Below are 20,550 nucleotides of genomic sequence, written 5' to 3' on the forward strand. Positions count from 1 at the left end.
GCTAATTGGAGGCCATTGTGCATCGCGAGGACGGGCGCGGGCATTGAGTGTTTCCCGCAATGCCGCTTTCGTGCAATCGGCGAAAGATGCGCTGAATCAATCGCTTACGTGAATCGGAGTGAGCGCCACATAACCGTTATGCAGATTTGCGTGCGCGATTTGCCGATTAGGAGCATAAAAAAAGCAGCCCGAAGGCTGCTTTCTTGACCTGCTGATCGCTGCTGCTCGATGCGTCGTGCGCTTAGTGCTTTGCGTGCGCCTTGCGCAGACGTTGGATCGCCGCGAGTTGAGCCGTCGCGTAAGCGAGTTCCGCTTGCGCGGTCGCGTACTCGAGCTCCGAGGTGTTGTTTTGAATCGCTTCCTCGGCGCGCTTCTTCGCCTGCTCTGCCTTCGCTTCGTCGAGATCCGCGCCGCGGATGGCTGTATCGGCGAGCACGGTCACGATGCCCGGCTGGATTTCGAGAATCCCGCCGGCAACGAACACGAACTCTTCCGTACCGTCTTCCGCCTCGATACGCACCGCACCGGGACGAATGCGCGTGATGAGCGGCGTATGACCCGGCAGAATGCCGAGTTCACCCGCTTCGCCCGGCAGCGCGACGAACTTCGCCTGGCCCGAGAAGATCTGCTCTTCCGCGCTGACGACGTCTACCTTGATGGTTGCCATGTATGTCGACTCCTGTCGTCGGTGTCATGAGTGGACGCCCGCGCTGCGCGGACGTCCGCCTGAAAAACACCCGACTCTTACTGGATCTTCTTGGCCTTTTCGAAGGCTTCGTCGATCGTGCCGACCATGTAGAACGCCTGCTCCGGCAGATGATCGCACTCACCTTCGACGATCATCTTGAAGCCGCGGATGGTTTCCTTCAGCGGCACGTACTTGCCCGGCGAGCCCGTGAACACTTCAGCAACGTGGAACGGCTGCGACAGGAAACGCTGGATCTTACGAGCGCGCGCAACCGACAGCTTGTCTTCCGGCGACAGTTCGTCCATGCCCAGAATCGCGATGATGTCGCGCAGTTCCTTGTAGCGCTGCAGCGTCTGCTGCACGCCGCGCGTGATCGTGTAGTGCTCTTCGCCAATCACGTTCGGGTCGATCTGACGCGAGGTCGAATCGAGCGGGTCCACTGCCGGATAGATACCCAGCGAAGCGATGTCACGCGACAACACGACGGTTGCATCCAGGTGGCCGAAGGTCGTAGCCGGCGACGGGTCGGTCAAGTCATCCGCAGGGACATACACGGCCTGAACGGACGTGATCGAGCCGGTCTTCGTCGACGTGATGCGCTCTTGCAGCTTGCCCATTTCTTCAGCCAGCGTCGGCTGATAGCCCACTGCCGAAGGCATACGGCCGAGCAGTGCGGACACTTCCGTACCCGCCAGCGTGAAACGATAGATGTTGTCGACGAAGAACAGCACGTCGAGGCCTTCGTCACGGAAGTGCTCGGCCATCGTCAGACCGGTCAGCGCGACGCGCAGACGGTTGCCCGGCGGCTCGTTCATCTGGCCGTAGACCAGCGCGACCTTGTCGAGAACGTTCGAGTCCTTCATTTCGTGATAGAAGTCGTTCCCTTCACGGGTACGCTCGCCAACGCCCGCGAACACGGAGTAACCGCCGTGCTCCTTCGCGATGTTGTTGATGAGTTCCATCATGTTCACGGTCTTGCCCACGCCTGCACCGCCGAACAGACCGACCTTGCCGCCCTTCGCGAACGGGCAGATCAGGTCGATAACCTTGATGCCGGTTTCGAGCAGTTCCGTCGACGGCGACAGCTCGTCGAACGAAGGTGCGTTCTGGTGGATCGAACGCGTCGTTTCCGATTCGATCGGACCCGCTTCGTCGATCGGACGGCCGAGCACGTCCATGATGCGGCCGAGCGTCGGCTTGCCGACCGGCACGCTGATGGGCTTGCCCGTGTTCTTGACCATCGTGCCGCGGCGCAGGCCGTCGGATGCACCCAGACAGATGGTGCGAACCACGCCGTCGCCCAGCTGCTGCTGGACTTCGAGCGTCAGTTCGGTGCCTTCCAGAATGAGCGCGTCGTAAATCTTCGGCATTTGCGCACGCGGAAATTCCACGTCGATAACGGCGCCGATGCACTGTACGATCTTGCCTTCTACCAAAGCAGTAGTACTCATCGCATTTCCTTTAGATACTGTGTTCTTTCACGCGGCCGTCAGACCGCTGCGGCGCCGCCGACGATTTCCGACAATTCTTTCGTAATCGCGGCCTGGCGGCTCTTGTTGTAGACGAGCTGCAGTTCGTTGATCACGGTCTTCGCGTTGTCCGACGCGGCCTTCATCGCGACCATGCGCGCGGATTGCTCCGACGCCATGTTTTCCGCGACCGCCTGATAGACGAGCGCTTCGACGTAGCGCACGAGAAGCTCGTCCACCACGGTTTGCGCGTCCGGCTCGTAGATGTAGTCCCACGAGGTCTTCGGCGTGACGCCGCCTTCGTCCTTCGCGTCCAGGTCGTCCACCGACAACGGCAGCAGTTGCTCGATCACCGCTTCCTGCTTCATCGTGTTGATGAAGCGCGTGTACGCGAGGTACACCGCGTTGATCTTGCCTTCCGAATACAGGTCGAGCTGCACCTTGATCGCGCCGATCAGCTTTTCCAGATGCGGCGTGTCGCCCAGTTGCGTGACTTGCGACACGACCTTCGCCTTCAGGCGATTCAGGAAGCCGAGTCCCTTGCCGCCGATCGCCGAAGCTTCGATCTGGACACCGCTTTGATCGAGTTCCTTGATCTTGTTCAGCGACGCACGCAGGATGTTCGTGTTCATGCCGCCGCACAGACCCTTGTCGGTCGTGACGAGGATCAGGCCGGCCGTCTTTGCGCCCTTGTTCTCGACCATGAACGGATGGCGATACTCGGGGTTCGCACGGCTCATGTGCGATGCGATCGAACGGACCTTGTCGGCATACGGACGGGCGGAACGCATGCGCTCCTGGGCGCGGCGCATCTTCGATGCGGCGACCATTTCCATCGCTTTCGTGATCTTGCGCGTGTTCTGCACGCTCTTGATCTTGCCGCGAATTTCCTTCATTCCAGCCATTGCTTACTCCTTGATCGAAGCCGCGCGACGTCCGGTGACATCGCGCGTTGCTCCTCTATCCCGATCAATAAGCGCCCGACTTCTTGAAGTCCTTCAGCGCGGCATGCAGTGCGCCTTCGTCGTCCTTCGACAAGTCTTTATTGTCTTCGATGCGCTTAATCAGATCGCCGTGGCTGGTCTTCAGGAATTCGCGCATGCCCTTTTCGAATGCGAGCACTTGCGAAACTTCGAGATCGTCCAGATAGCCGTTGTTGGCTGCGAACAGCGCGACGGCCAGTTCCCACACTTGCAGCGGCTGATACTGCGGCTGCTTCAGCAGTTCCGTCACGCGGCGGCCGCGCTCGAGCTGCTTGCGGGTGGCTTCGTCGAGGTCCGATGCGAACTGCGCGAACGCGGCGAGCTCACGATACTGCGCGAGGTCGGTACGGATACCGCCCGACAGCTTCTTGATGACCTTCGTCTGAGCCGCACCGCCGACGCGCGACACCGACACGCCCGCGTTGATAGCAGGGCGGATACCGGCGTTGAACAGGTCGGTTTCCAGGAAGATCTGGCCGTCGGTAATCGAGATCACGTTCGTCGGAACGAATGCGGTCACGTCGCCGGCTTGCGTTTCGATGACCGGCAGTGCCGTCAGCGAACCGCTCTTGCCTTTCACTTCGCCGTTCGTGAACTTCTCGACGTACTCTTCCGAGACCCGAGCCGCACGCTCGAGCAGACGCGAGTGCAGATAGAACACATCGCCCGGATACGCTTCGCGGCCCGGCGGACGGCGCAGCAGCAGCGAGATCTGGCGATACGCCCACGCCTGCTTGGTCAAGTCGTCATAGACGATCAGCGCATCTTGGCCGCGATCGCGGAAGTATTCGCCCATCGTGCAGCCGGCGTACGGCGCGAGGTACTGCATCGCGGCCGATTCCGAAGCCGAAGCCGCCACGACGATGGTGTAAGCCATCGCGCCGGTTTCCTCGAGCTTGCGCACCACGTTCATGATCGACGAAGCCTTCTGGCCGATCGCGACGTAGATACAGATGAGATCCTTGCCCTTCTGGTTGATGATCGCGTCGACGGCCACCGCGGTCTTGCCGCACTGACGGTCGCCGATGATCAGCTCGCGCTGGCCACGGCCGATCGGCACCATCGAGTCGATCGATTTCAGACCCGTCTGCACCGGCTGCGACACCGACTTACGCCAAATCACGCCCGGGGCGATCTTTTCGATTGCGTCCGTTGCCTTCGCGTTGATCGGGCCTTTACCGTCGATCGGGTTGCCGAGCGCGTCGACCACACGGCCGACGAGTTCCGGACCGACCGGCACTTCCAGAATGCGGCCCGTCGTCTTGACGATGTCGCCTTCCGAGATGTGCTCGTACTCGCCGAGAATAACGGCGCCGACCGAGTCACGTTCGAGGTTCAGCGCGAGGCCGAAGGTGTTGCCCGGGAATTCGAGCATTTCGCCCTGCATCACGTCCGACAGGCCGTGGATACGCACGATACCGTCGGTCACGGAGATCACGGTGCCCTGGTTGCGAACGTCCGCGCTCGCTTCAAGGCCCTGGATCCGGCTCTTGATCAGCTCGCTGATCTCAGAGGGATTGAGTTGCATTATTCGCTCCTGATAGTCAATTCTGTTGCGTGCCAGTCATCAGACTCGGTTGATCGCATTAATTCGCAAATTAAGCGGTCAGAGCCGTCTGCATGCTGGCGAGGCGCGCGCGGACCGAGGTATCGAGCACTTCGTCGCCAACCGTCACGCGAACGCCGCCGATCAGCGACTGATCGATTTCGACGGTCGGTTTCAGCTTGCGCTGGAACTTGCGTTCGAGGCTTGCAACGAGGTCGTTCAACTGTTCGCCTTCGAGGGGGAACGCGCTCACGATGTGAGCATCGGCAGCACCTTCACGGGCGTTCTTCAGCTCGTCGAACTGGACGGCGATTTCCGGCAGCAGCGGCAGGCGATGGTTCTCGACCAGCATGCCGACGAAGTTCTTCGCTTGAGGCTGGCTTTGGGCCAACGGCGACTTCACTGCGGCGAGCAGGAGATCGACGATTTGCTGGCGGCTCACCTTCGGGCTCGAAGCGACCGTTTCCACTTCGGGCAGACGCGCAACCTGTGCCAGCGCCTCAACGAAGGTGGACCAGCCCGCGAGATCGCCGGTTTCGGCCACGCGGAACAGCGCTTCTGCGTAAGGACGAGCGATGGTTGCAAGTTCGGCCATGATCAGAGCTCGGTTTTGAGTTGATTCAGCAGATCGGCGTGTGCCTTCTGATCGACTTCGCGCTTCAGAATCTGCTCAGCGCCTTTCACAGCCAGCGCAGCGACTTCGCCACGCAGCGCTTCGCGAGCCTTCACGATTTGCTGGTCGGCGTCGGCCTTGGCTTGCGCAACGATACGCGCGGCTTCGGCTTGAGCGTTGGCCTTGATTTCTTCTGCGACTGCGGCAGCGCGCTTTTCAGCGTCGGCGATGCGTTGCTGGCCGTCGTTGCGCGCTTGCGCGAGTTCCTGGTCGACGCGCTTGTGCGCAGCTTCGAGTTCCGCTTTGCCCTTGTCGGCGGCGGCGAGGCCGTCGGCAATCTTCTTCGAGCGCTCGTCGAGGGCGTTGATCAACGGCGGCCACACGAACTTCATCGTGAACCACGCGAGGATCAGAAACACGACCATTTGCGCAAACAGGGTTGCGTTGAGATTCACGGTGTTTCCTTAAACGTTGCTTGATCGGAGGTGAAACGGTTAAAAGGCGCTCATCGGCTTGTTGAGCTCGATCAGCGCCTCACCCGTTCCGTTAAGCGTCTTTAAAAAGTCAGACGCACACTTCCGAGGAACCTCAGCCTGCGAGCTTCGAGAGCAGCGGGTTCGCGAACGCAAACAGCATTGCCACACCAACGCCGATCAGGAACGCCGCGTCGATCAGACCAGCCAGCAGGAACATCTTGGTCTGCAGCGGGTTCATCAGTTCCGGCTGGCGGGCGCATGCTTCGATGTACTTGCCGCCCATCAGACCGATACCGATACAGGCGCCGATTGCACCCAGGCCGATGATGATGCCGATACCGATGGCGGTCAGACCTTGGATGTTGGCGATGAAAGCTTGCATGATCACTCCTTTGATTAAAGACTTTGGAACTGGATTTATAAAAAACGAAAACCTAAAACCTGAACGATTCCGGAACGTGCCGCAACGCGTCAGTGTGAGTCATGCGCCTGGCCGATGTACACCAGCGTCAGCATCATGAAAATGAACGCCTGCAACAGCACGATCAGAATGTGGAAGATCGCCCAAACCGTGCCCGCGACCACGTGGCCGATGAAGCCGAGCACGGAAGCGTCCGCACCGAACGTCCACATGCTGCCCAGAAGGGCGATCAGCAGGAACAGCAGTTCGCCGGCGTACATGTTGCCGAACAGCCGCATGCCGAGCGACACCGTCTTGGCGACGAACTCGATGATGTTCAGCGCGAGGTTCGGAATCCACAGCAGCGGATGCGCGCCGAACGGAGCGGACAGCAGTTCGTGCACGAAGCCGCCAGCGCCCTTGATCTTGAAGTTGTAGTAGATCATCAGCACGAACACGCCGAGCGCGATACCGATGGTGCCGTTGAGGTCAGCCGTCGGAACGATGCGATGATGCGGAAGGACGTTTTCGAGACCGAGCCAGCCGATGATGCGCGGCGGCAGATCCACGGGGATGAAGTCGAGCGAGTTCATCAGGGCGACCCAGACGAACACGGTCAGCGCGAGCGGAGCGATGAAGCGGCGGCTGCCGTGGATCATCGACTTCGACTGGTCTTCGACCATTTCGACCAGCATCTCGATGGCGCACTGGAAACGGCCGGGAACACCGGACGTCGCCTTGCGTGCAGCAAGACCGAGAATGACGATGGTGATGACACCGCACACGATCGACCAGAACAGCGTGTCGAGATTCCAGACGTGGATGTCGAAGATCGACGTCTGTGCGTGCGTGGAAAGATTCTGCAAGTGGTGCGCAATGTACTCGGACGGATCCAGAGCGTGCGTTCCTTCGCTAGCTGCCATATCGTTAAAGCCACCCAAATTGTCAAAAATCTTTCGCCGCCTGTCGCTTCCGAGCCGCCGCTTCGCGGCGCGGCTCCGGGTCGAGAGGCCCGAGTGCGGCACAACGTCCGCACTTGTTCATACGTGATGCTACTTACAATCCGTGCTGCGGGCACTTACCTGGGACGTCAAGAATCGTCACCGAAGCGCCATTGCAACCCAGTAAGTCTTCAGAGCGACGATGTACGTAACGAGCAGCGGCAACCACAACGCGCTCTTGTACCAGTACGCGACCGCCACGAACATGGCGATCGTCGCTCCCATCTTGAGCGCTTCGCCGATCATCCAGCTCATGATCGTCTCCGCGCCGCTCTTCGCCCGCAGGCGCGCGGCGAACAGAGCGCTCGGCACCCAGCAGATCGCTCCCCCCAGAAATGCGGACAGCGCAGCATCGCCCGGCGGCTTGTAGAACAGCCACCACAACAGCGTCGCACCCAGGGACAAAACCATTTGCGCTGCCACGACCTTAAACGGCGTGACACGCGATGGACGACTCACCTCGGGCCCAAACAGCTTCTGTGCCTGATCCCGCGTGAGCGGAACGATATTATTTTCTTGCGCTTCGGCATCCCACGAGTCGCTCGACGAACTGCGCGGCTGATTTCCGGAGGCGTTTTCATCGCCGGTTGCGTGAGCGTCCGGCGCTCGATTTTCCTCTCGCACCGTCTTCCAACCTTCAACCAAAAGTCCGGGAAAATCACCCTGCGCTTTCGCTGCGCTTTCGAGGTGGCCTAGCTGATAAATCCGGGCGATTGTAAGCGATTGTTGTCACGGATTCAATAGTTTAGGCGCGTCAAAAACCAAGCAGACGAACCTTAAAAAACGGTCTCAAAAGCGAGACTTTCCTTGCAATTGCAAGGAGATTTTCATTCGATGGAGGAGCCTGCGCCGAGCATCAAACGAGCGCCCAGCCGATGACGATTGCCACGATCCAGAACGGGATCGACACCATGTGAAATGGCATCCACATGCCTTTTTCACCCGACAAGCGCACGGCGATGAGATTCGCGAGCGAACCGATTGCGATACCGAATCCACCGACGCTCACGCCAAATGCGAGCGCGCGCCAGTCCTTCGAGAACTCCGCGAGCACGATGGCCGCCGGCACGTTGCTGATGGCCTGCGACAGCACCGCGCCCGCCGCATACGCGCGCATCGGCGTATCGATGCCTATATGGGCGATGCCTGCGTGAATCGACGGCAACGCGGCCGCGCTGCGCAGCACGATGAACATCATCACGAAGATGAGGAGCAGCAGCCAGTCGATCTTCAACACGACTTCACGTCGCCACAACAGGAAGACGGCCGCCAGAACGGCCAGCGCCGGGCCGGCGTGATGCGCATCGGCGAGCGCGACGAACGCCGCAAACGCGAGCACGCTGACACCGCACAGCACGCGATCGACGCGATGTTCCTCGACATCGCCGGAAAGATCCAGCGGCTCCGCGCGGAACATCGCGAACGTGACGATGCCGAGCAGCGCCATCAACGCGGCGCACAGCGGCAGCATCGCCCAGACGAACGCCGGGAAGCCGACGCCGCTCGTCTGCCACAGGAAAAGGTTCTGGGGATTGCCGAGTGGCGTGAGAATCGAGCCTGCGTTGACCGACAGCGCAATGACGATGACGAGCCGTTTGATCGGCAGCGGCGCGAGCTTGTGCAACGACAAGGCGAGCGGGACGACGGCGAAAAGCGCTACGTCGTTGGTCAGCACCGTGGAGAGGCCCGCGGCGAGCGCCACGAGGAGCAGCGCCAACGTGCGTTCGCCATGAATGTGATGCACGAGCCGATGCGCGGCCCACATCAGGAATCCTGATAATTCGATGGCCTTGGTCAGCACCAGCAGGCCCGCGAGTGTAAGCACCGTCTGCCAGTCGACGAGACCCGGCAGGGACATCCACGGACGTGGGTGGGCGATCTGCAACACGACGAGCGCGAATACCAAAATGGCGAGAACCGGCTCTTTCGAGACGGCCCGCCAGATGCGCGCAAGAAAGTCGGAACGTGTACGGTTGACGTCGAATTCGGACAAGATGTGCGCGGGTCAGGCTGTGGGAGTCGTCGCTTCGATGCTGCCGCGCAGCTTCGTCAGAATGCCTTCGAGCGAGTCGAGCGTGCCGAAATCGATCGTGACTTTTCCGCGCCCTCTTCCGCCCAGCTTGATCTTCACGTTGGCCGATAGCAGATCCGACAACTCTTCTTCGAGCCGACGCGTATCACGTCCGCCGTCGTTCGCGGCGCGTGCTTTTGTCGCAGGCGCTTCCTTGGTCGTCGCCGCGACGAGGCGCTCCGTTTCACGCACCGACAAGCGGCGATTGACAACGTGATTGGCAAGTTGAATTTGCGTCGCTGCGTCGACGGCGAGCAGCGCGCGCGCGTGGCCCATGTCGAGGTCGCCGGCGAGGAGCATCGTCTGAACGGGCGTCGCCAGGTTCAAAAGACGCAACAGATTAGAGACGGCGCTGCGCGAGCGGCCGACCGACTCGGCAGCCTGTTCGTGCGTGAAGCTGAACTCATCGAGCAGGCGCTGGATGCCCTGCGCCTCTTCCAGCGGATTCAAATCCTCGCGCTGGATGTTTTCGATCAGCGCCATCGCTGCGGCAGCCTGATCTGGCACGTTTTTTACGAGAACGGGGACTTCATCGAGCCCCGCCAGGCGCGCGGCGCGAAAACGCCGCTCGCCTGCGATGATTTCATAGTGATCGTCGCCGACCGAGCGCACGAGGATCGGTTGCATCAGCCCTTGCGCGCGGATACTCGCCGCGAGCTCCTGCAGCGCGCCCTCGTCCATGCGCGTGCGCGGCTGATACTTCCCGGCCTGCAGCTTGTCGAGCGGCAACACCGACGGCGTGCCTTCACCGCGCACGGCTTCCGTAATGTCGACGCTGCCGCCGAGCAATGCATCCAGGCCTCGGCCCAAACCCTTCTTTTTCATCACAGCGCTCATTTCGGTTCCTCCATCGGCGTGACTGCCGCATCGAATGGGTTTGCTTAGTTGAGGTCGAGCGCACGCACGCGCTCGATCATTTCCGTGCCGAACTGGATATACGCCTGCGCGCCGCGCGACGATTTGTCGAACACGACACCCGGCAGCCCGTAGCTCGGCGCCTCGGCAAGACGCACATTGCGCGGGATCACGACATCGAACAGCTTGCTGCCGAAATGCTCTTTCAATTGATCCGACACTTGTTGTTGCAGCGTGATCCGGGGATCGAACATCACGCGCAGCAAGCCGATGACCTTCAGGTCGCGGTTCAGATTGGCGTGAACCTGCTTGATCGTGTTCACGAGGTCGGACAGCCCCTCCAGCGCGAAGTATTCGCACTGCATCGGAATCACCACGCCGTGCGCCGCGCACAACGCGTTGAGCGTCAGCAGCGAAAGTGCCGGGGGGCAATCGATCAGCACGAAGTCATAGTCATCGACTACTTCTTCGATCGCGACGCGAAGAATGCGCTCGCGGTTTTCCATGTCCACGAGTTCGACTTCCGCGCCAGCGAGTTCGCGATTGGCCGGCAGCACGTCGTAACCAACGGCCTCCGGACGGGTACGCGCTTCGCGCAGCGTGACGCCATCGACGAGCACTTCGTAAACCGTGTTCTCGCACGCGGCCTTGTCGATGCCGCTACCCATGGTCGCGTTGCCCTGCGGGTCCAGGTCGATCAGCAACACGCGCTGACCCAGCCCCGCGAGGCTCGCCGCGAGATTGACCGCTGTCGTGGTCTTTCCAACGCCGCCCTTCTGATTTGCGACGCAGAAGATTTTTGCCATCGTTTAGTGTCCTCGTTTCTTCGCTGTCAGAAGATCAGCGTGCCTGGAATGGCGGATGAAAACCTTCAACGAACCGTCATACCGGCTCGACGGCAATCTCGACGAGATGCCGTTCGGCGTCGAGCATCGGCACATTCAAGCGCTCGATGCCGAGCACCGTGGCGCCCGCCGGCACTCGCGCGGCTTCGGCATCTGGCTTCACCCCTTTCATCGCCAGAATCCGCCCGTTGTCCGCAACCAGATGACGCGAAAGTGTAACGAAATCGGAGAGCTCTGCGAATGCGCGCGACACGATTACATCGAATTTTTCCGGTACTTCGATGCCCGGACGTAAACTTTCGACGCGCCCGGTTACGACAGACAGATTGTTCAGACCTAACTGGGCCTTCGCCTGCGACTGAAAAGCTGTTTTCTTGTGGACGATGTCATTCAACGTCACACGCACATCGGGCTGCGCGATCGCCAGCACGACGCCGGGCAAACCGCCGCCCGAACCGACGTCCAGCAGGGTCGACGGATTTCGCGCGGATACAGCCGGGACGATCGCAAGCGAATCGAGAATGTGCTGGATCAGCATCTGCTGCGGGTCGCGGATTGCCGTCAAGTTATAGACGGAGTTCCACTTGCCGAGCAGCGCGACATAATCGAGTAATTTCTGGCTTTGCGAAGACGACAGCGCGAGGCCGAGCGCGGAGACGCCCTTTTCGAGCGTCGTCGCCAGAGTTTGGTTGCGCTCCGTCATTGAACCGCCGTCGTATTACGGCTTGACGAATCGTCGCTAGGCGAGTTGAGGCCGCGACGTCCCGCGCCGCGCTTCAGATGCACCATCAGCAGCGAGATCGCGGCCGGCGTAATGCCCGAGATTCGCGATGCCTGACCGATGGTCTCAGGCCGGTGCTGAATCAGTTTCTGGCGAGCTTCAAACGACAAGCCGCGGACTTCGTTGTAGTCGAGACCTTCGGGCAGGCGCGTATTTTCCTGCGCGCCGTTCCGCACGATCTCGTCCGCTTGCCTGTCGATGTAACCTTGATACTTCACGCCGATTTCGATTTGCTCCTTGATCTGGCTGAGAAGAACCGAATCCTCCGCTAACGGCGCGTCCGGGCCACAAGCTCCGTCGCGCAGCGCGCAGATGCCGTCGTACGAAACACCCGGCCGGCGCAGCAGATCCGCCAAGCTGTACTCATGGTCGATCGGCTTGCCGAGCAACGCGGTCGCCTCTTCGGCCGGCAGCGTCTTCGGGTTGACCCATGTCGAGCGAAGACGCTGTGTTTCACGTGAAACAGCGTCGCGCTTGCGGCTGAACGCGTCCCAGCGAATATCGTCGATGACACCAAGCTCGCGGCCAATTTCCGTGAGACGCATATCCGCGTTGTCCTCGCGGAGTGACAGACGGTACTCTGCGCGGCTCGTGAACATGCGGTACGGCTCAGATACGCCCCGCGTCACGAGATCGTCTACGAGCACGCCCAGATACGCCTGATCTCGACGCGGCGACCACGCCTCTTTACCTTGGACTTGGAGTCCGGCGTTGATTCCCGCAAGCAAGCCTTGCGCAGCGGCCTCTTCGTAGCCGGTCGTACCGTTGATCTGTCCGGCGAAGAACAAGCCGTTGATCGCCTTCGTTTCCAACGACGCCTTCAGCGCCCGCGGATCGAAGTAGTCGTATTCGATCGCATAGCCAGGACGAAGGATGTGCGCGTGCTCCAGGCCCCGCATCGAGCGCACGAGCTCGAGTTGCACGTCGAACGGCAGACTCGTGGAGATGCCGTTGGGATAGAACTCGTTCGTGGTCAGTCCTTCCGGCTCCAAGAAGATCTGGTGCGCGTCTTTCGAAGCGAAGCGGTGGATCTTGTCCTCGATCGACGGGCAATAGCGCGGTCCGACGCCTTCAATAACGCCCGTATACATCGGCGATCGATCGAGTCCGGAGCGGATGATGTCATGCGTCCGCGCATTCGTGTGCGTGACCCAGCACGGCAATTGACGCGGATGCTGCTCTACTCGACCCAGAAACGAGAACACCGGGATCGGATCGAGGTCGCCCGGTTGCTCTTCGAGCTGAGAGAAATCTATCGTGCGGCCATCGATGCGCGGCGGCGTGCCCGTTTTGAGACGGCCCTGAGGCAGCTTCAATTCCTTCAGACGCGCGGAAAGCGACACCGCAGCGGGATCGCCCGCGCGACCGCCGACATAGTTATTCAGACCAACGTGGATCTTCCCATCGAGGAACGTCCCTGCGGTCAGTACGACGGCGCGCGCGCGAAAACGCAGACCCACCTGGGTCACAGCACCGACGACGCGATCGCCCTCGACCATCAAATCATCGACCGCTTGCTGGAACAGCCAGAGATTCGGTTGATTTTCCAGCCGATGGCGGATCGCCTGCTTGTACAGAAGGCGATCAGCTTGGGCGCGCGTCGCCCGCACCGCCGGCCCCTTCGACGAATTGAGAATGCGGAACTGAATGCCGGACTCGTCCGTCGCCGCAGCCATGGCGCCGCCGAGCGCGTCGACCTCCTTGACGAGATGGCCTTTGCCAATCCCGCCGATGGACGGATTACAGCTCATCTGACCGAGCGTCTCGATGTTATGGGTCAAAAGCAGCGTTTTGCAGCCCATACGCGCGGAGGCGAGCGCCGCCTCAGTGCCCGCGTGACCGCCTCCGACGACGATCACATCAAATTCTGTGGGATAAAGCATTGGGATATCGTGTGCGAACGACACGAACCTGAAGAGAGAATAGCTTTGAATTATAACGGTTTCTTCCCGCCCTCGAATTCGCTCGAACGGCCCGCGACGAAAAAAATGGCGTGTTTCACGTGAAACACGCCATCGGTGGGCACCGCCGTTGTGGCGTCTAAGCCACCTTCTTCGTCAGGCCAAGATAAGTCTCGATAACTTGGGGATTGTGTTGAAGCGCATCGGCGTTCCCTTCGAGGGCAAACTCACCCGTCTCGAGAACATAGCCGTAGTCGGAGATTTGCAGCGCCGCGCGTGCATTTTGTTCAATCAGCAGCGTGGCAACGCCCGTCTGACGCAGAGCGCTGATGATATGGAAAATCTCCCTGACGATCAGCGGCGCCAGCCCGAGGCTCGGCTCGTCGAGCATGAGAAGTTGCGGCTTACCCATCAGCGCGCGACCCACCGCCAGCATCTGCCGCTCTCCACCCGACAAGGTTCCGGCCGCTTGCTTCCGCCGTTCCTTCAGTCGCGGGAAAAGCTGAAACACATGATCGAGCTGATCAAGGTAATTCCGTTCGCCTGCCTTCTTACGCCGATAAGCGCCGAGCACGAGGTTGTCCTCTACCGCCATCGTCGCGAATAGCTCGCGTTTTTCCGGCACCAGGCACATTCCACGTGCGACACGACGCTCAATCGGTAACGCAGAGATATCTTCTCCAAGATATCGCACAACGCCCTTCGAATGCCCCGTCTGCGGCAGCGCACCCATGATCGCGTTAAGCAGCGTCGACTTTCCTGCGCCGTTCGGCCCGATGACGGAAACGATCTGCCCCGCGCCGACGGTGAGCTTGCCGTCGTGCAACGCCTCGACCTTGCCGTAGCGTACCGACAAGCCGTCCACTTGAAGAATCGGATCTGCCATCACTCCACCCCACCCAAATATGCTTCGAGCACCGCAGGATCCTTCTGGACTTCTGTCGGCAATCCTTCGGCGATCTTGGTGCCGAACTCCATCACCACAAGCCGATCCGTCAGATTCATCACGAAGTCCATGTCGTGTTCGACCAGAAGAATGCTCATCCCTTCGGCGCGAAGTTTTCGCAGCAAGTCAGCCAGTTGTAGCTTTTCCTGATACCGCAAGCCAGCGGCAGGTTCGTCCAAGAGCAACAGAGTCGGATCGCAGCACAGCGCGCGGGCGATTTCCAGAATCCGCTGCTGACCCAGCGCGAGACTCCCCGCTTCGCTATAAATATGCTTCTCCAGCCCGACGCGCTTGATCTGCTTCGCGGCCTCCGCCATCAGCCGCGCTTCCTCCGCCGCATTCAGACGGACGACGCTGCGCCAGACGCCCGTATTGCCACGCAAATGCGCTCCGATCGCGACGTTCTCCAGAACCGTCATCCCCGGCAGCATCTTGACGTGTTGAAACGTCCGCCCGATGCCACGTTTGACGATCTCGCGCGAAGTCAGCTTCTCGATGCGTTCGCCGTGAAAACTGATCGCGCCGCTCGTCGCTTGAAGCACGCCTGTGACGAGATTGAACGTCGTGGATTTGCCTGCGCCGTTTGGTCCGATCAAACCGATGATCTCGCCCGCCTTCACCTCGAAACTGACATCATTCACCGCGACGAGCCCACCGAACTGCTTGCGCGCCTTGTCGACAACCAGCAAGCGCTCGCCCGCCGTGGGTTTGCTGCGCTGCGGCAGGGCGTCGCCGTGATCTGGAACCTGAGCGCGAGGACCACGAGGAAAGATGCGCGCGACGAACGGCCATACGCCCTGTCTCGCGTATTGCAACAGCAGAACCATCACGACGCCGAAAACGATGATCTCAAAGTTGCCGTTGGCGCCGATCAGCTTGGGCAGAAGCGTCTGCAGATAATCCTGCAGAACGGTGAGGATCGTCGCACCGAGAATCGCACCCCAGACGTGCGACACGCCGCCGACCACCGCCATGAACAGGAACTCGATGCCGTGATTCAGCCCGAACGGCGTCGGATTCACCGCGCGCTGCAAGTGCGCGTACAGGAAGCCGGAAATGGCCGCCAGAACTGCTGCATAGATGAAAATGACCACGCGCATCCACGCAGTATTGACGCCCATCGCCTCGGCCATCGTGCCGCCTCCGCGCAATGCGCGAATCGCGCGGCCGGGCCGACTATTAAGCAGATTCTGAACAGATATCACCGCGAGCAGCACGACGACCCAGATCAGGTAGTAGATGCTGCGCCCCGATTCGAGCTGCCAGCCGAACACGTTGAGCACCGGAATCCCATTGATGCCGTCGTACTTGCCGAGCAGTTCCATGTTGCCGAACAGATAGAACAGCGAGAGGCCCCACGCGATCGTCCCGAGCGGCAGAAAGTGCCCGGACAGACGCATGGTGATAAGACCGAGCAGCAGCGCGATAAATGCCGTCAGCACGACGCCTGCGATGAGCGCGAGCCACGGCGAGACGCCATAGCGCGTCGTCAGGAAGGCCGTCGCGTATGCGCCCACGCCGACAAACGCAGCCTGGCCGAAGCTCGTCATCCCGCCGATGCCCGTCAGCAGAACGAGGCCGATCGCGACGATCGAATAGAGGCCGATGTAGTTCAGCAGCGTGATCCAGTACTCGGGCACGGCGACCGGCCCGGGCAGAATCGGCAACGCGAAAACGATCAGCAGAAAGATCCAGAAAGAACGGAATTTCATCGGCTCACTCCTCGTCCTCATCCGAATGCGGGCTCGCCAGGCTTCGCCACAGCAGCACCGGAATAATCAGCGTGAAGACGATCACCTCCTTGTACGCGCTCGCCCAGAACGACGAATACGATTCGAGCAGACCCACGAGCAGCGACCCCGCCGCCGCGAGCGGATAGCTCACCAGACCGCCGACGATCGCGCCCACGAAACCCTTCAGGCCGATCAGAAAGCCCGAGTCGTAGTAGATCGTCGTGATGGGCGCGACGAGCACGCCGCAGAGCGCGCCGAGCCCGGCCGCGAGCGTGAACGCGAGGCGCCCCGCCTGTGTCGTGCCGATGCCCACGAGCCGCGCGCCCAGACGATTCACCGACGTCGCGCGCAACGCCTTGCCGGAAATCGAGCGATCGAAGTAGAAGTACAGCGCGACGATCAACACGACAGCCGTCCCCACGACCCACAGGCTTTGCCCGGAGATCGATACGCTGCCGAGATTGAAGTTGGCGTCGGAGAATGCCGTCGTGCGCGATCCTTCGGCGCCGAACATCACGAGCCCGAGGCCGACCATCGCGAAGTGCACGGCGACCGCGACGATCAGCAGCAACAGCGTGCTCGCCTCCGCGATCGGCTCATAGGCGAGGCGATAGACGAACGGCCCCATCGGCACGACGATGAGAAGCGTCAGCGCGATCTGGGCCAACATCGGCAAAGGCTGCGCAAAAGCGGCTTGCGTAATGCCCCAAACCGCAACGGGAAACAGCAGATACTTGCCGGCCAGGACGGTGAGCAAGCGTCCGATCTGGTGATATCGCGAAGGATGCCGAACGATGCCAGCGAGTTCGGCGATAAAGCAGCCGACGCCCATCGCGATGAGCAAATAGCAGGTGGCGGGCAGCTTCTGCGTCTGCAGCGCGGCCAGCGTGAGCGCGCCATACGCGACGAACTCGCCCTGCGGAATGAAAATGACGCGTGTCACGGAGAACACGAGCACCAGCGCGAGCGCGAGCAACGCGTAGATCGCGCCCGTGGTGATCCCGTCCTGCGCGAGGATCGCCGCAATCGATAAGTCCATACTTCCTCTTTGGAGCTTCTTGTGAAACATGGTCAAGCGGCGCGCCGTTGCCGGTGCGCCGCTTGTTCTACGAGATCATCTCGAAATTAAGAAACACGAACGCGCGGGTAGGCGCGTTCCACGACATCAGTCGTTCAGCAGCTTCCACTTGCCGTCGACGATCTGCACCATCACGCGCGCGCGATTGTCGAAGCCGTTGTGATCGGTCGGCGTCATGTTCATGATGCCGTGCGACACCGGCAGATCCTTGAGGTTTTCGAGCGCCGCGCGCAGCGCTTCGCGGAACTCCGGCGTGCCCGGCTGGCCCTTCTTCAGCGCTTCGGGAATCGCGCGCTGAAGCATCTGCCCGGCGTCCCAAGCGTGGCCGCCGAACGTCGACAGCGAACCCGCGCCGTAGGCCTTCTCGTACGCGTCCTTGTACGCCGCCGACGACTTCTTCACCGGATTGCTCTCCGGCAATTGCTCGGTGACGAGCACCGGACCGGCGGGCAGGATCTCTCCCTCGCAATCCTTGCCACACACGCGCAGGAAGTCGTTGTTGGCGACGCCGTGCGTCTGATAGACCTTGCCCTTGTAGCCGCGCTCCTTCAGCGCCTTCGCCGGCAGCGCGGACGGCGTGCCCGCACCCGCGATCAGCACCGCGTCGGGGTTCGCGCCCATCGTCTTCAGCACCTGGCCGGTCACGGACGTGTCCGTGCGGTTGAAGCGCTCGTTCGTGACGATCTTCAGCTTGTGCGCCGTGGCCGCCGTGTTGAACACGTTGTACCAGCCGTCGCCGTAGGCATCGGCGAAGCCGATGAAGCCCACGGTCTTCACGCCGTGCTTCTCCATGTAGCTCGCGATCGCGTCGGCCATGAGCGCGTCGTTCTGCGGCGTCTTGAAGACCCACGCTTTCTTCGCGTCCATCGGCGAGATGATCGCGGCCGAGGCGGCCATCGAGATCATCGGCGTCTTGCCCGCGGCGGCCGGGTCGATCATCGCGAGCGAGTTTGGCGTCACGGTCGAGCCGACGATCGCATCGACGTGATCTTCGTCGATCAGCTTGCGCGTGTTCTGCACGGCTCGGCTCGTGTCGGAACCGTCGTCGAGCACGATCCATTCGACCGACTTCCCGCCGATTTCCTTGGGCAACAGCGCGACGGTATTTTTCTCGGGAATCCCGAGCGATGCCGCCGGTCCCGTCGCCGAGAGCGTCACGCCGATCTTCACTTGCGCGAGCGCCGCGCCCGCGCCCGCGAACACGCTGCCCGCGATGGCGAGCGCGATGCCGGTCTTGATCCATGCCTTCTTCGTTTTCATTGCTTGTCTCCAAACGCGCACACTGGCGGTGCGTTGCTGCGAGTTGTTATCGATGCGACTTTCGAGGCCAATCAAAGAGCCGCCCCAATCTATTTACCGCGATACTGCGTGCCAAGGCTCGTTTTCCCTGACCGTTGCGCCCTCTTCTTCGTCGGGGCTTTCGTTGCACAGCGCAGAAAAAAGGCGCGTTCGAAACGACGCGCCTTTGTTCTTCGAATCAGTTCACATGCGATTGCGTCAGTTGCCCGAGAGCTTCCACTTGCCGCCTACGATCTCCACCATCACGCGCGCGCGCTGGTCCAGTCCGGAGTGATCGTTGGGGCTCATGTTGAAGATGCCGTGCGATGCCGGCAGATTCTTCGTCTCTTCGATGGCCGCGCGCAGCGCTTCGCGGAACGCCGGCGTGCCGGGCTGGCCCTTCTTCAGCGCAATGGGAATCGCGCGCTGCAGAATGAGGCCCGCGTCCCAAGCGTGACCGCCGAAGGTCGACACCGAACCCGCGCCGTAGGCGCCTTCATACGCTTTCTTGTACGTGAGCGCGGCCTGCTTCACGGGATTGCTGTCGGGCAACTGCTCCGCGACGAGCAGCGGTCCGGCGGGCAGGAACGTGCCTTCGCAATCCTTGCCGCACACGCGCAGGAAGTCGTTATTGGCGACGCCGTGCGTCTGATAGATCTTGCCCTTGTAGCCGCGCTCCTTGAGCGTCTTCTGCGGCAGCGCGGCCGGCGTGCCCGCGCCCGCGATCAGCACCGCGTCCGCGTTCTGCGACATCGTCTTGAGCACCTGGCCCGTCACCGATGCGTCGTTGCGCGCGAAGCGCTCGTTCGCGACGATCTTCAGCTTCGCGAGATCGGCCGCTTTCGAGAATTCCTTGAACCAGCTCTCGCCGTAGGCATCGGAGAAGCCGATGAACGCGACCGTCTTCACGCCATGATTCGACATGTGCTGCGCGATGGCGGTGGCCATCAGAATGTCGTTCTGCGGCGTCTTGAAGACCCACGCCTTTTTCGCGTCCATCGGTTCGACGATGCTCGCGGCTGCGGCCATCGAGATCATCGGCGTGTGCGTTTCAGCGGCGATGTCGGTCATCGCGAGCGAGTTCGGAACGACGGTCGAGCCGACGAGCGCATCGACATGATCTTCGCTCGTCAGCTTGCGCGCGTTTTTCACGGCTTGCGTGGAATCGGTGGCGTCGTCGAGAACGATGTATTCCACCTTCTGCCCGGCGACCTCCTTCGGAAGCAACGAAACGGTGTTCTTCTCGGGAATGCCAAGCGACGCCGCCGGGCCCGTTGCCGAAACCGTCACGCCGATTTTCACGTCCGCCAAAACCTGATTGCTGATTACCGCCGATAATGCCGCGACGGCCATTGCGACCGCCTTTCCGCGTAATGCCAACTTCATTGATTTGCGCCCCGTAAATCGTGCTTATGCGTAAAGAATCGCCTGCGGATATGTCCGTGATTCGCGCCGCTTCGAATCGCCGACCGACGGGTCGGGAAATGCAGTTTAGCGGACGAAAGCGCCGGGCAGCAAGCGTTTTGAAGGGTCTTCCCGGGCTTCGAACGTTGTTTTTTCAGCGCTTTTCCGACGACGCCGCACGCATCCCTAAACCCTCGGGAAAACCCCGCCTTAAATCCGTCGAGGGATTAATTCGTATTATCGACGGGCAAATAAAAAAGCGCTGTTGGACTCATCCAACAGCGCTTTTCGGTCGGGCACTTCGTGCCTCATGTCTCCTCGTTCTCCACCTCAAAAATCTGGGTGCAACAGAACTAGGACGCATGTTAAAGAACGCAACAGTGCCCGGCAACCTAGCATTTACCCTAGTGGTGCACAAAAGCACCTCAACGGGGCGTATTTCTTGCAATACAGCGCGCTTCTCGCGAAGCCCCAATTAATTC

Annotated in this window: 19 protein-coding genes; all 19 read right to left on the reverse strand. The window is 60.9% G+C overall.

Features of this window, described 5'->3' with window-relative positions; all coding sequences use genetic code 11:
* Nucleotides 1-241 precede the first annotated feature (241 nt).
* A complete protein-coding gene (locus tag LDZ23_RS13795) occupies nt 242-667 on the reverse strand; it encodes a F0F1 ATP synthase subunit epsilon (protein WP_008352481.1) in 426 nt (141 codons plus the stop codon).
* A gap of 77 nt (nt 668-744) precedes the next feature.
* A complete protein-coding gene (atpD, locus tag LDZ23_RS13800) occupies nt 745-2,139 on the reverse strand; it encodes a F0F1 ATP synthase subunit beta (RefSeq protein ID WP_033536458.1) in 1,395 nt (464 codons plus the stop codon).
* A gap of 38 nt (nt 2,140-2,177) precedes the next feature.
* Nucleotides 2,178-3,062: a F0F1 ATP synthase subunit gamma gene (atpG, locus tag LDZ23_RS13805; RefSeq protein WP_008352479.1), complete on the reverse strand. Its 885-nt coding sequence runs from the start codon at nt 3,060-3,062 to the stop codon at nt 2,178-2,180.
* Between the two features lie 64 nt (nt 3,063-3,126).
* Complete coding sequence (gene atpA, locus LDZ23_RS13810; protein WP_008352478.1) at nt 3,127-4,668, reverse strand: F0F1 ATP synthase subunit alpha; 1,542 nt, start codon at nt 4,666-4,668, stop codon at nt 3,127-3,129.
* A gap of 70 nt (nt 4,669-4,738) precedes the next feature.
* Entirely contained in the window at nt 4,739-5,281 is a 543-nt protein-coding gene (locus LDZ23_RS13815) for a F0F1 ATP synthase subunit delta (protein ID WP_008352477.1), read from the reverse strand.
* A gap of 2 nt (nt 5,282-5,283) precedes the next feature.
* On the reverse strand, nt 5,284-5,754 hold the full coding sequence (locus tag LDZ23_RS13820; RefSeq protein ID WP_008352476.1) for a F0F1 ATP synthase subunit B: 471 nt from the start codon (nt 5,752-5,754) through the stop codon (nt 5,284-5,286).
* 133 nt (nt 5,755-5,887) lie between these two features.
* Nucleotides 5,888-6,157: a F0F1 ATP synthase subunit C gene (atpE, locus tag LDZ23_RS13825; RefSeq protein WP_007180033.1), complete on the reverse strand. Its 270-nt coding sequence runs from the start codon at nt 6,155-6,157 to the stop codon at nt 5,888-5,890.
* Between the two features lie 89 nt (nt 6,158-6,246).
* Nucleotides 6,247-7,098 carry a F0F1 ATP synthase subunit A gene (gene atpB / locus LDZ23_RS13830; RefSeq protein ID WP_008352455.1) on the reverse strand — a complete coding sequence of 284 codons (852 nt, stop codon included), beginning with the start codon at nt 7,096-7,098 and terminating at the stop codon, nt 6,247-6,249.
* Nucleotides 7,099-7,275: 177 nt separating this feature from the next.
* Nucleotides 7,276-7,800, reverse strand: coding sequence for an ATP synthase subunit I (locus LDZ23_RS13835; protein WP_033536468.1), 525 nt, complete (start codon nt 7,798-7,800; stop codon nt 7,276-7,278).
* Between the two features lie 232 nt (nt 7,801-8,032).
* Nucleotides 8,033-9,169, reverse strand: coding sequence for an SLC13 family permease (locus LDZ23_RS13840; protein WP_008352451.1), 1,137 nt, complete (start codon nt 9,167-9,169; stop codon nt 8,033-8,035).
* 12 nt (nt 9,170-9,181) lie between these two features.
* Entirely contained in the window at nt 9,182-10,084 is a 903-nt protein-coding gene (locus tag LDZ23_RS13845) for a ParB/RepB/Spo0J family partition protein (protein WP_008352449.1), read from the reverse strand.
* Nucleotides 10,085-10,128: 44 nt separating this feature from the next.
* Nucleotides 10,129-10,908 (reverse strand): ParA family protein, encoded by a 780-nt coding sequence (locus LDZ23_RS13850; RefSeq protein WP_008352447.1) that lies wholly within the window; start codon nt 10,906-10,908, stop codon nt 10,129-10,131.
* Nucleotides 10,909-10,984: 76 nt separating this feature from the next.
* Nucleotides 10,985-11,650, reverse strand: a complete 666-nt coding sequence (gene rsmG, locus LDZ23_RS13855) for a 16S rRNA (guanine(527)-N(7))-methyltransferase RsmG (RefSeq protein WP_008352445.1) — start codon at nt 11,648-11,650, stop codon at nt 10,985-10,987.
* A complete protein-coding gene (gene mnmG, locus LDZ23_RS13860; RefSeq protein WP_008352442.1) occupies nt 11,647-13,611 on the reverse strand; it encodes a tRNA uridine-5-carboxymethylaminomethyl(34) synthesis enzyme MnmG in 1,965 nt (654 codons plus the stop codon). The genes rsmG and mnmG overlap by 4 nt, the downstream gene beginning before the upstream one ends.
* 157 nt (nt 13,612-13,768) lie before the next feature.
* A complete protein-coding gene (locus LDZ23_RS13865) occupies nt 13,769-14,515 on the reverse strand; it encodes an ABC transporter ATP-binding protein (protein WP_008352441.1) in 747 nt (248 codons plus the stop codon).
* Entirely contained in the window at nt 14,515-16,287 is a 1,773-nt protein-coding gene (locus LDZ23_RS13870) for a branched-chain amino acid ABC transporter ATP-binding protein/permease (protein ID WP_008352439.1), read from the reverse strand. Before LDZ23_RS13870 ends, LDZ23_RS13865 begins: the two co-directional genes overlap by 1 nt.
* A 4-nt stretch (nt 16,288-16,291) precedes the next feature.
* A complete protein-coding gene (locus LDZ23_RS13875) occupies nt 16,292-17,347 on the reverse strand; it encodes a branched-chain amino acid ABC transporter permease (RefSeq protein WP_008352437.1) in 1,056 nt (351 codons plus the stop codon).
* 126 nt (nt 17,348-17,473) lie between these two features.
* Nucleotides 17,474-18,646 carry an ABC transporter substrate-binding protein gene (locus LDZ23_RS13880; protein ID WP_008352435.1) on the reverse strand — a complete coding sequence of 391 codons (1,173 nt, stop codon included), beginning with the start codon at nt 18,644-18,646 and terminating at the stop codon, nt 17,474-17,476.
* Between the two features lie 237 nt (nt 18,647-18,883).
* Complete coding sequence (locus tag LDZ23_RS13885; protein ID WP_033536459.1) at nt 18,884-20,050, reverse strand: ABC transporter substrate-binding protein; 1,167 nt, start codon at nt 20,048-20,050, stop codon at nt 18,884-18,886.
* Nucleotides 20,051-20,550 lie beyond the last annotated feature (500 nt).

This window comes from Caballeronia zhejiangensis, from assembly GCF_022879815.1.
In the GTDB taxonomy this organism is placed as follows: Bacteria; Pseudomonadota; Gammaproteobacteria; order Burkholderiales; family Burkholderiaceae; genus Caballeronia; species Caballeronia zhejiangensis.

Coding starts and splice junctions, on each gene's coding strand:
- LDZ23_RS13870 (WP_008352439.1), bottom strand. CDS start 16,287: ATGAAATTCCGTTCTTTCTGGATCTTTCTGCTGATCGTTTTCGCGTTG.
- LDZ23_RS13850 (WP_008352447.1), bottom strand. CDS start 10,908: ATGGCAAAAATCTTCTGCGTCGCAAATCAGAAGGGCGGCGTTGGAAAG.
- LDZ23_RS13845 (WP_008352449.1), bottom strand. CDS start 10,084: ATGAGCGCTGTGATGAAAAAGAAGGGTTTGGGCCGAGGCCTGGATGCA.
- LDZ23_RS13880 (WP_008352435.1), bottom strand. CDS start 18,646: ATGAAAACGAAGAAGGCATGGATCAAGACCGGCATCGCGCTCGCCATC.
- LDZ23_RS13885 (WP_033536459.1), bottom strand. CDS start 20,050: ATGAAGTTGGCATTACGCGGAAAGGCGGTCGCAATGGCCGTCGCGGCA.
- atpB (WP_008352455.1), bottom strand. CDS start 7,098: ATGGCAGCTAGCGAAGGAACGCACGCTCTGGATCCGTCCGAGTACATT.
- atpD (WP_033536458.1), bottom strand. CDS start 2,139: ATGAGTACTACTGCTTTGGTAGAAGGCAAGATCGTACAGTGCATCGGC.
- LDZ23_RS13815 (WP_008352477.1), bottom strand. CDS start 5,281: ATGGCCGAACTTGCAACCATCGCTCGTCCTTACGCAGAAGCGCTGTTC.
- LDZ23_RS13865 (WP_008352441.1), bottom strand. CDS start 14,515: ATGGCAGATCCGATTCTTCAAGTGGACGGCTTGTCGGTACGCTACGGC.
- LDZ23_RS13875 (WP_008352437.1), bottom strand. CDS start 17,347: ATGGACTTATCGATTGCGGCGATCCTCGCGCAGGACGGGATCACCACG.
- atpE (WP_007180033.1), bottom strand. CDS start 6,157: ATGCAAGCTTTCATCGCCAACATCCAAGGTCTGACCGCCATCGGTATC.
- atpG (WP_008352479.1), bottom strand. CDS start 3,062: ATGGCTGGAATGAAGGAAATTCGCGGCAAGATCAAGAGCGTGCAGAAC.
- atpA (WP_008352478.1), bottom strand. CDS start 4,668: ATGCAACTCAATCCCTCTGAGATCAGCGAGCTGATCAAGAGCCGGATC.
- mnmG (WP_008352442.1), bottom strand. CDS start 13,611: ATGCTTTATCCCACAGAATTTGATGTGATCGTCGTCGGAGGCGGTCAC.
- LDZ23_RS13795 (WP_008352481.1), bottom strand. CDS start 667: ATGGCAACCATCAAGGTAGACGTCGTCAGCGCGGAAGAGCAGATCTTC.
- rsmG (WP_008352445.1), bottom strand. CDS start 11,650: ATGACGGAGCGCAACCAAACTCTGGCGACGACGCTCGAAAAGGGCGTC.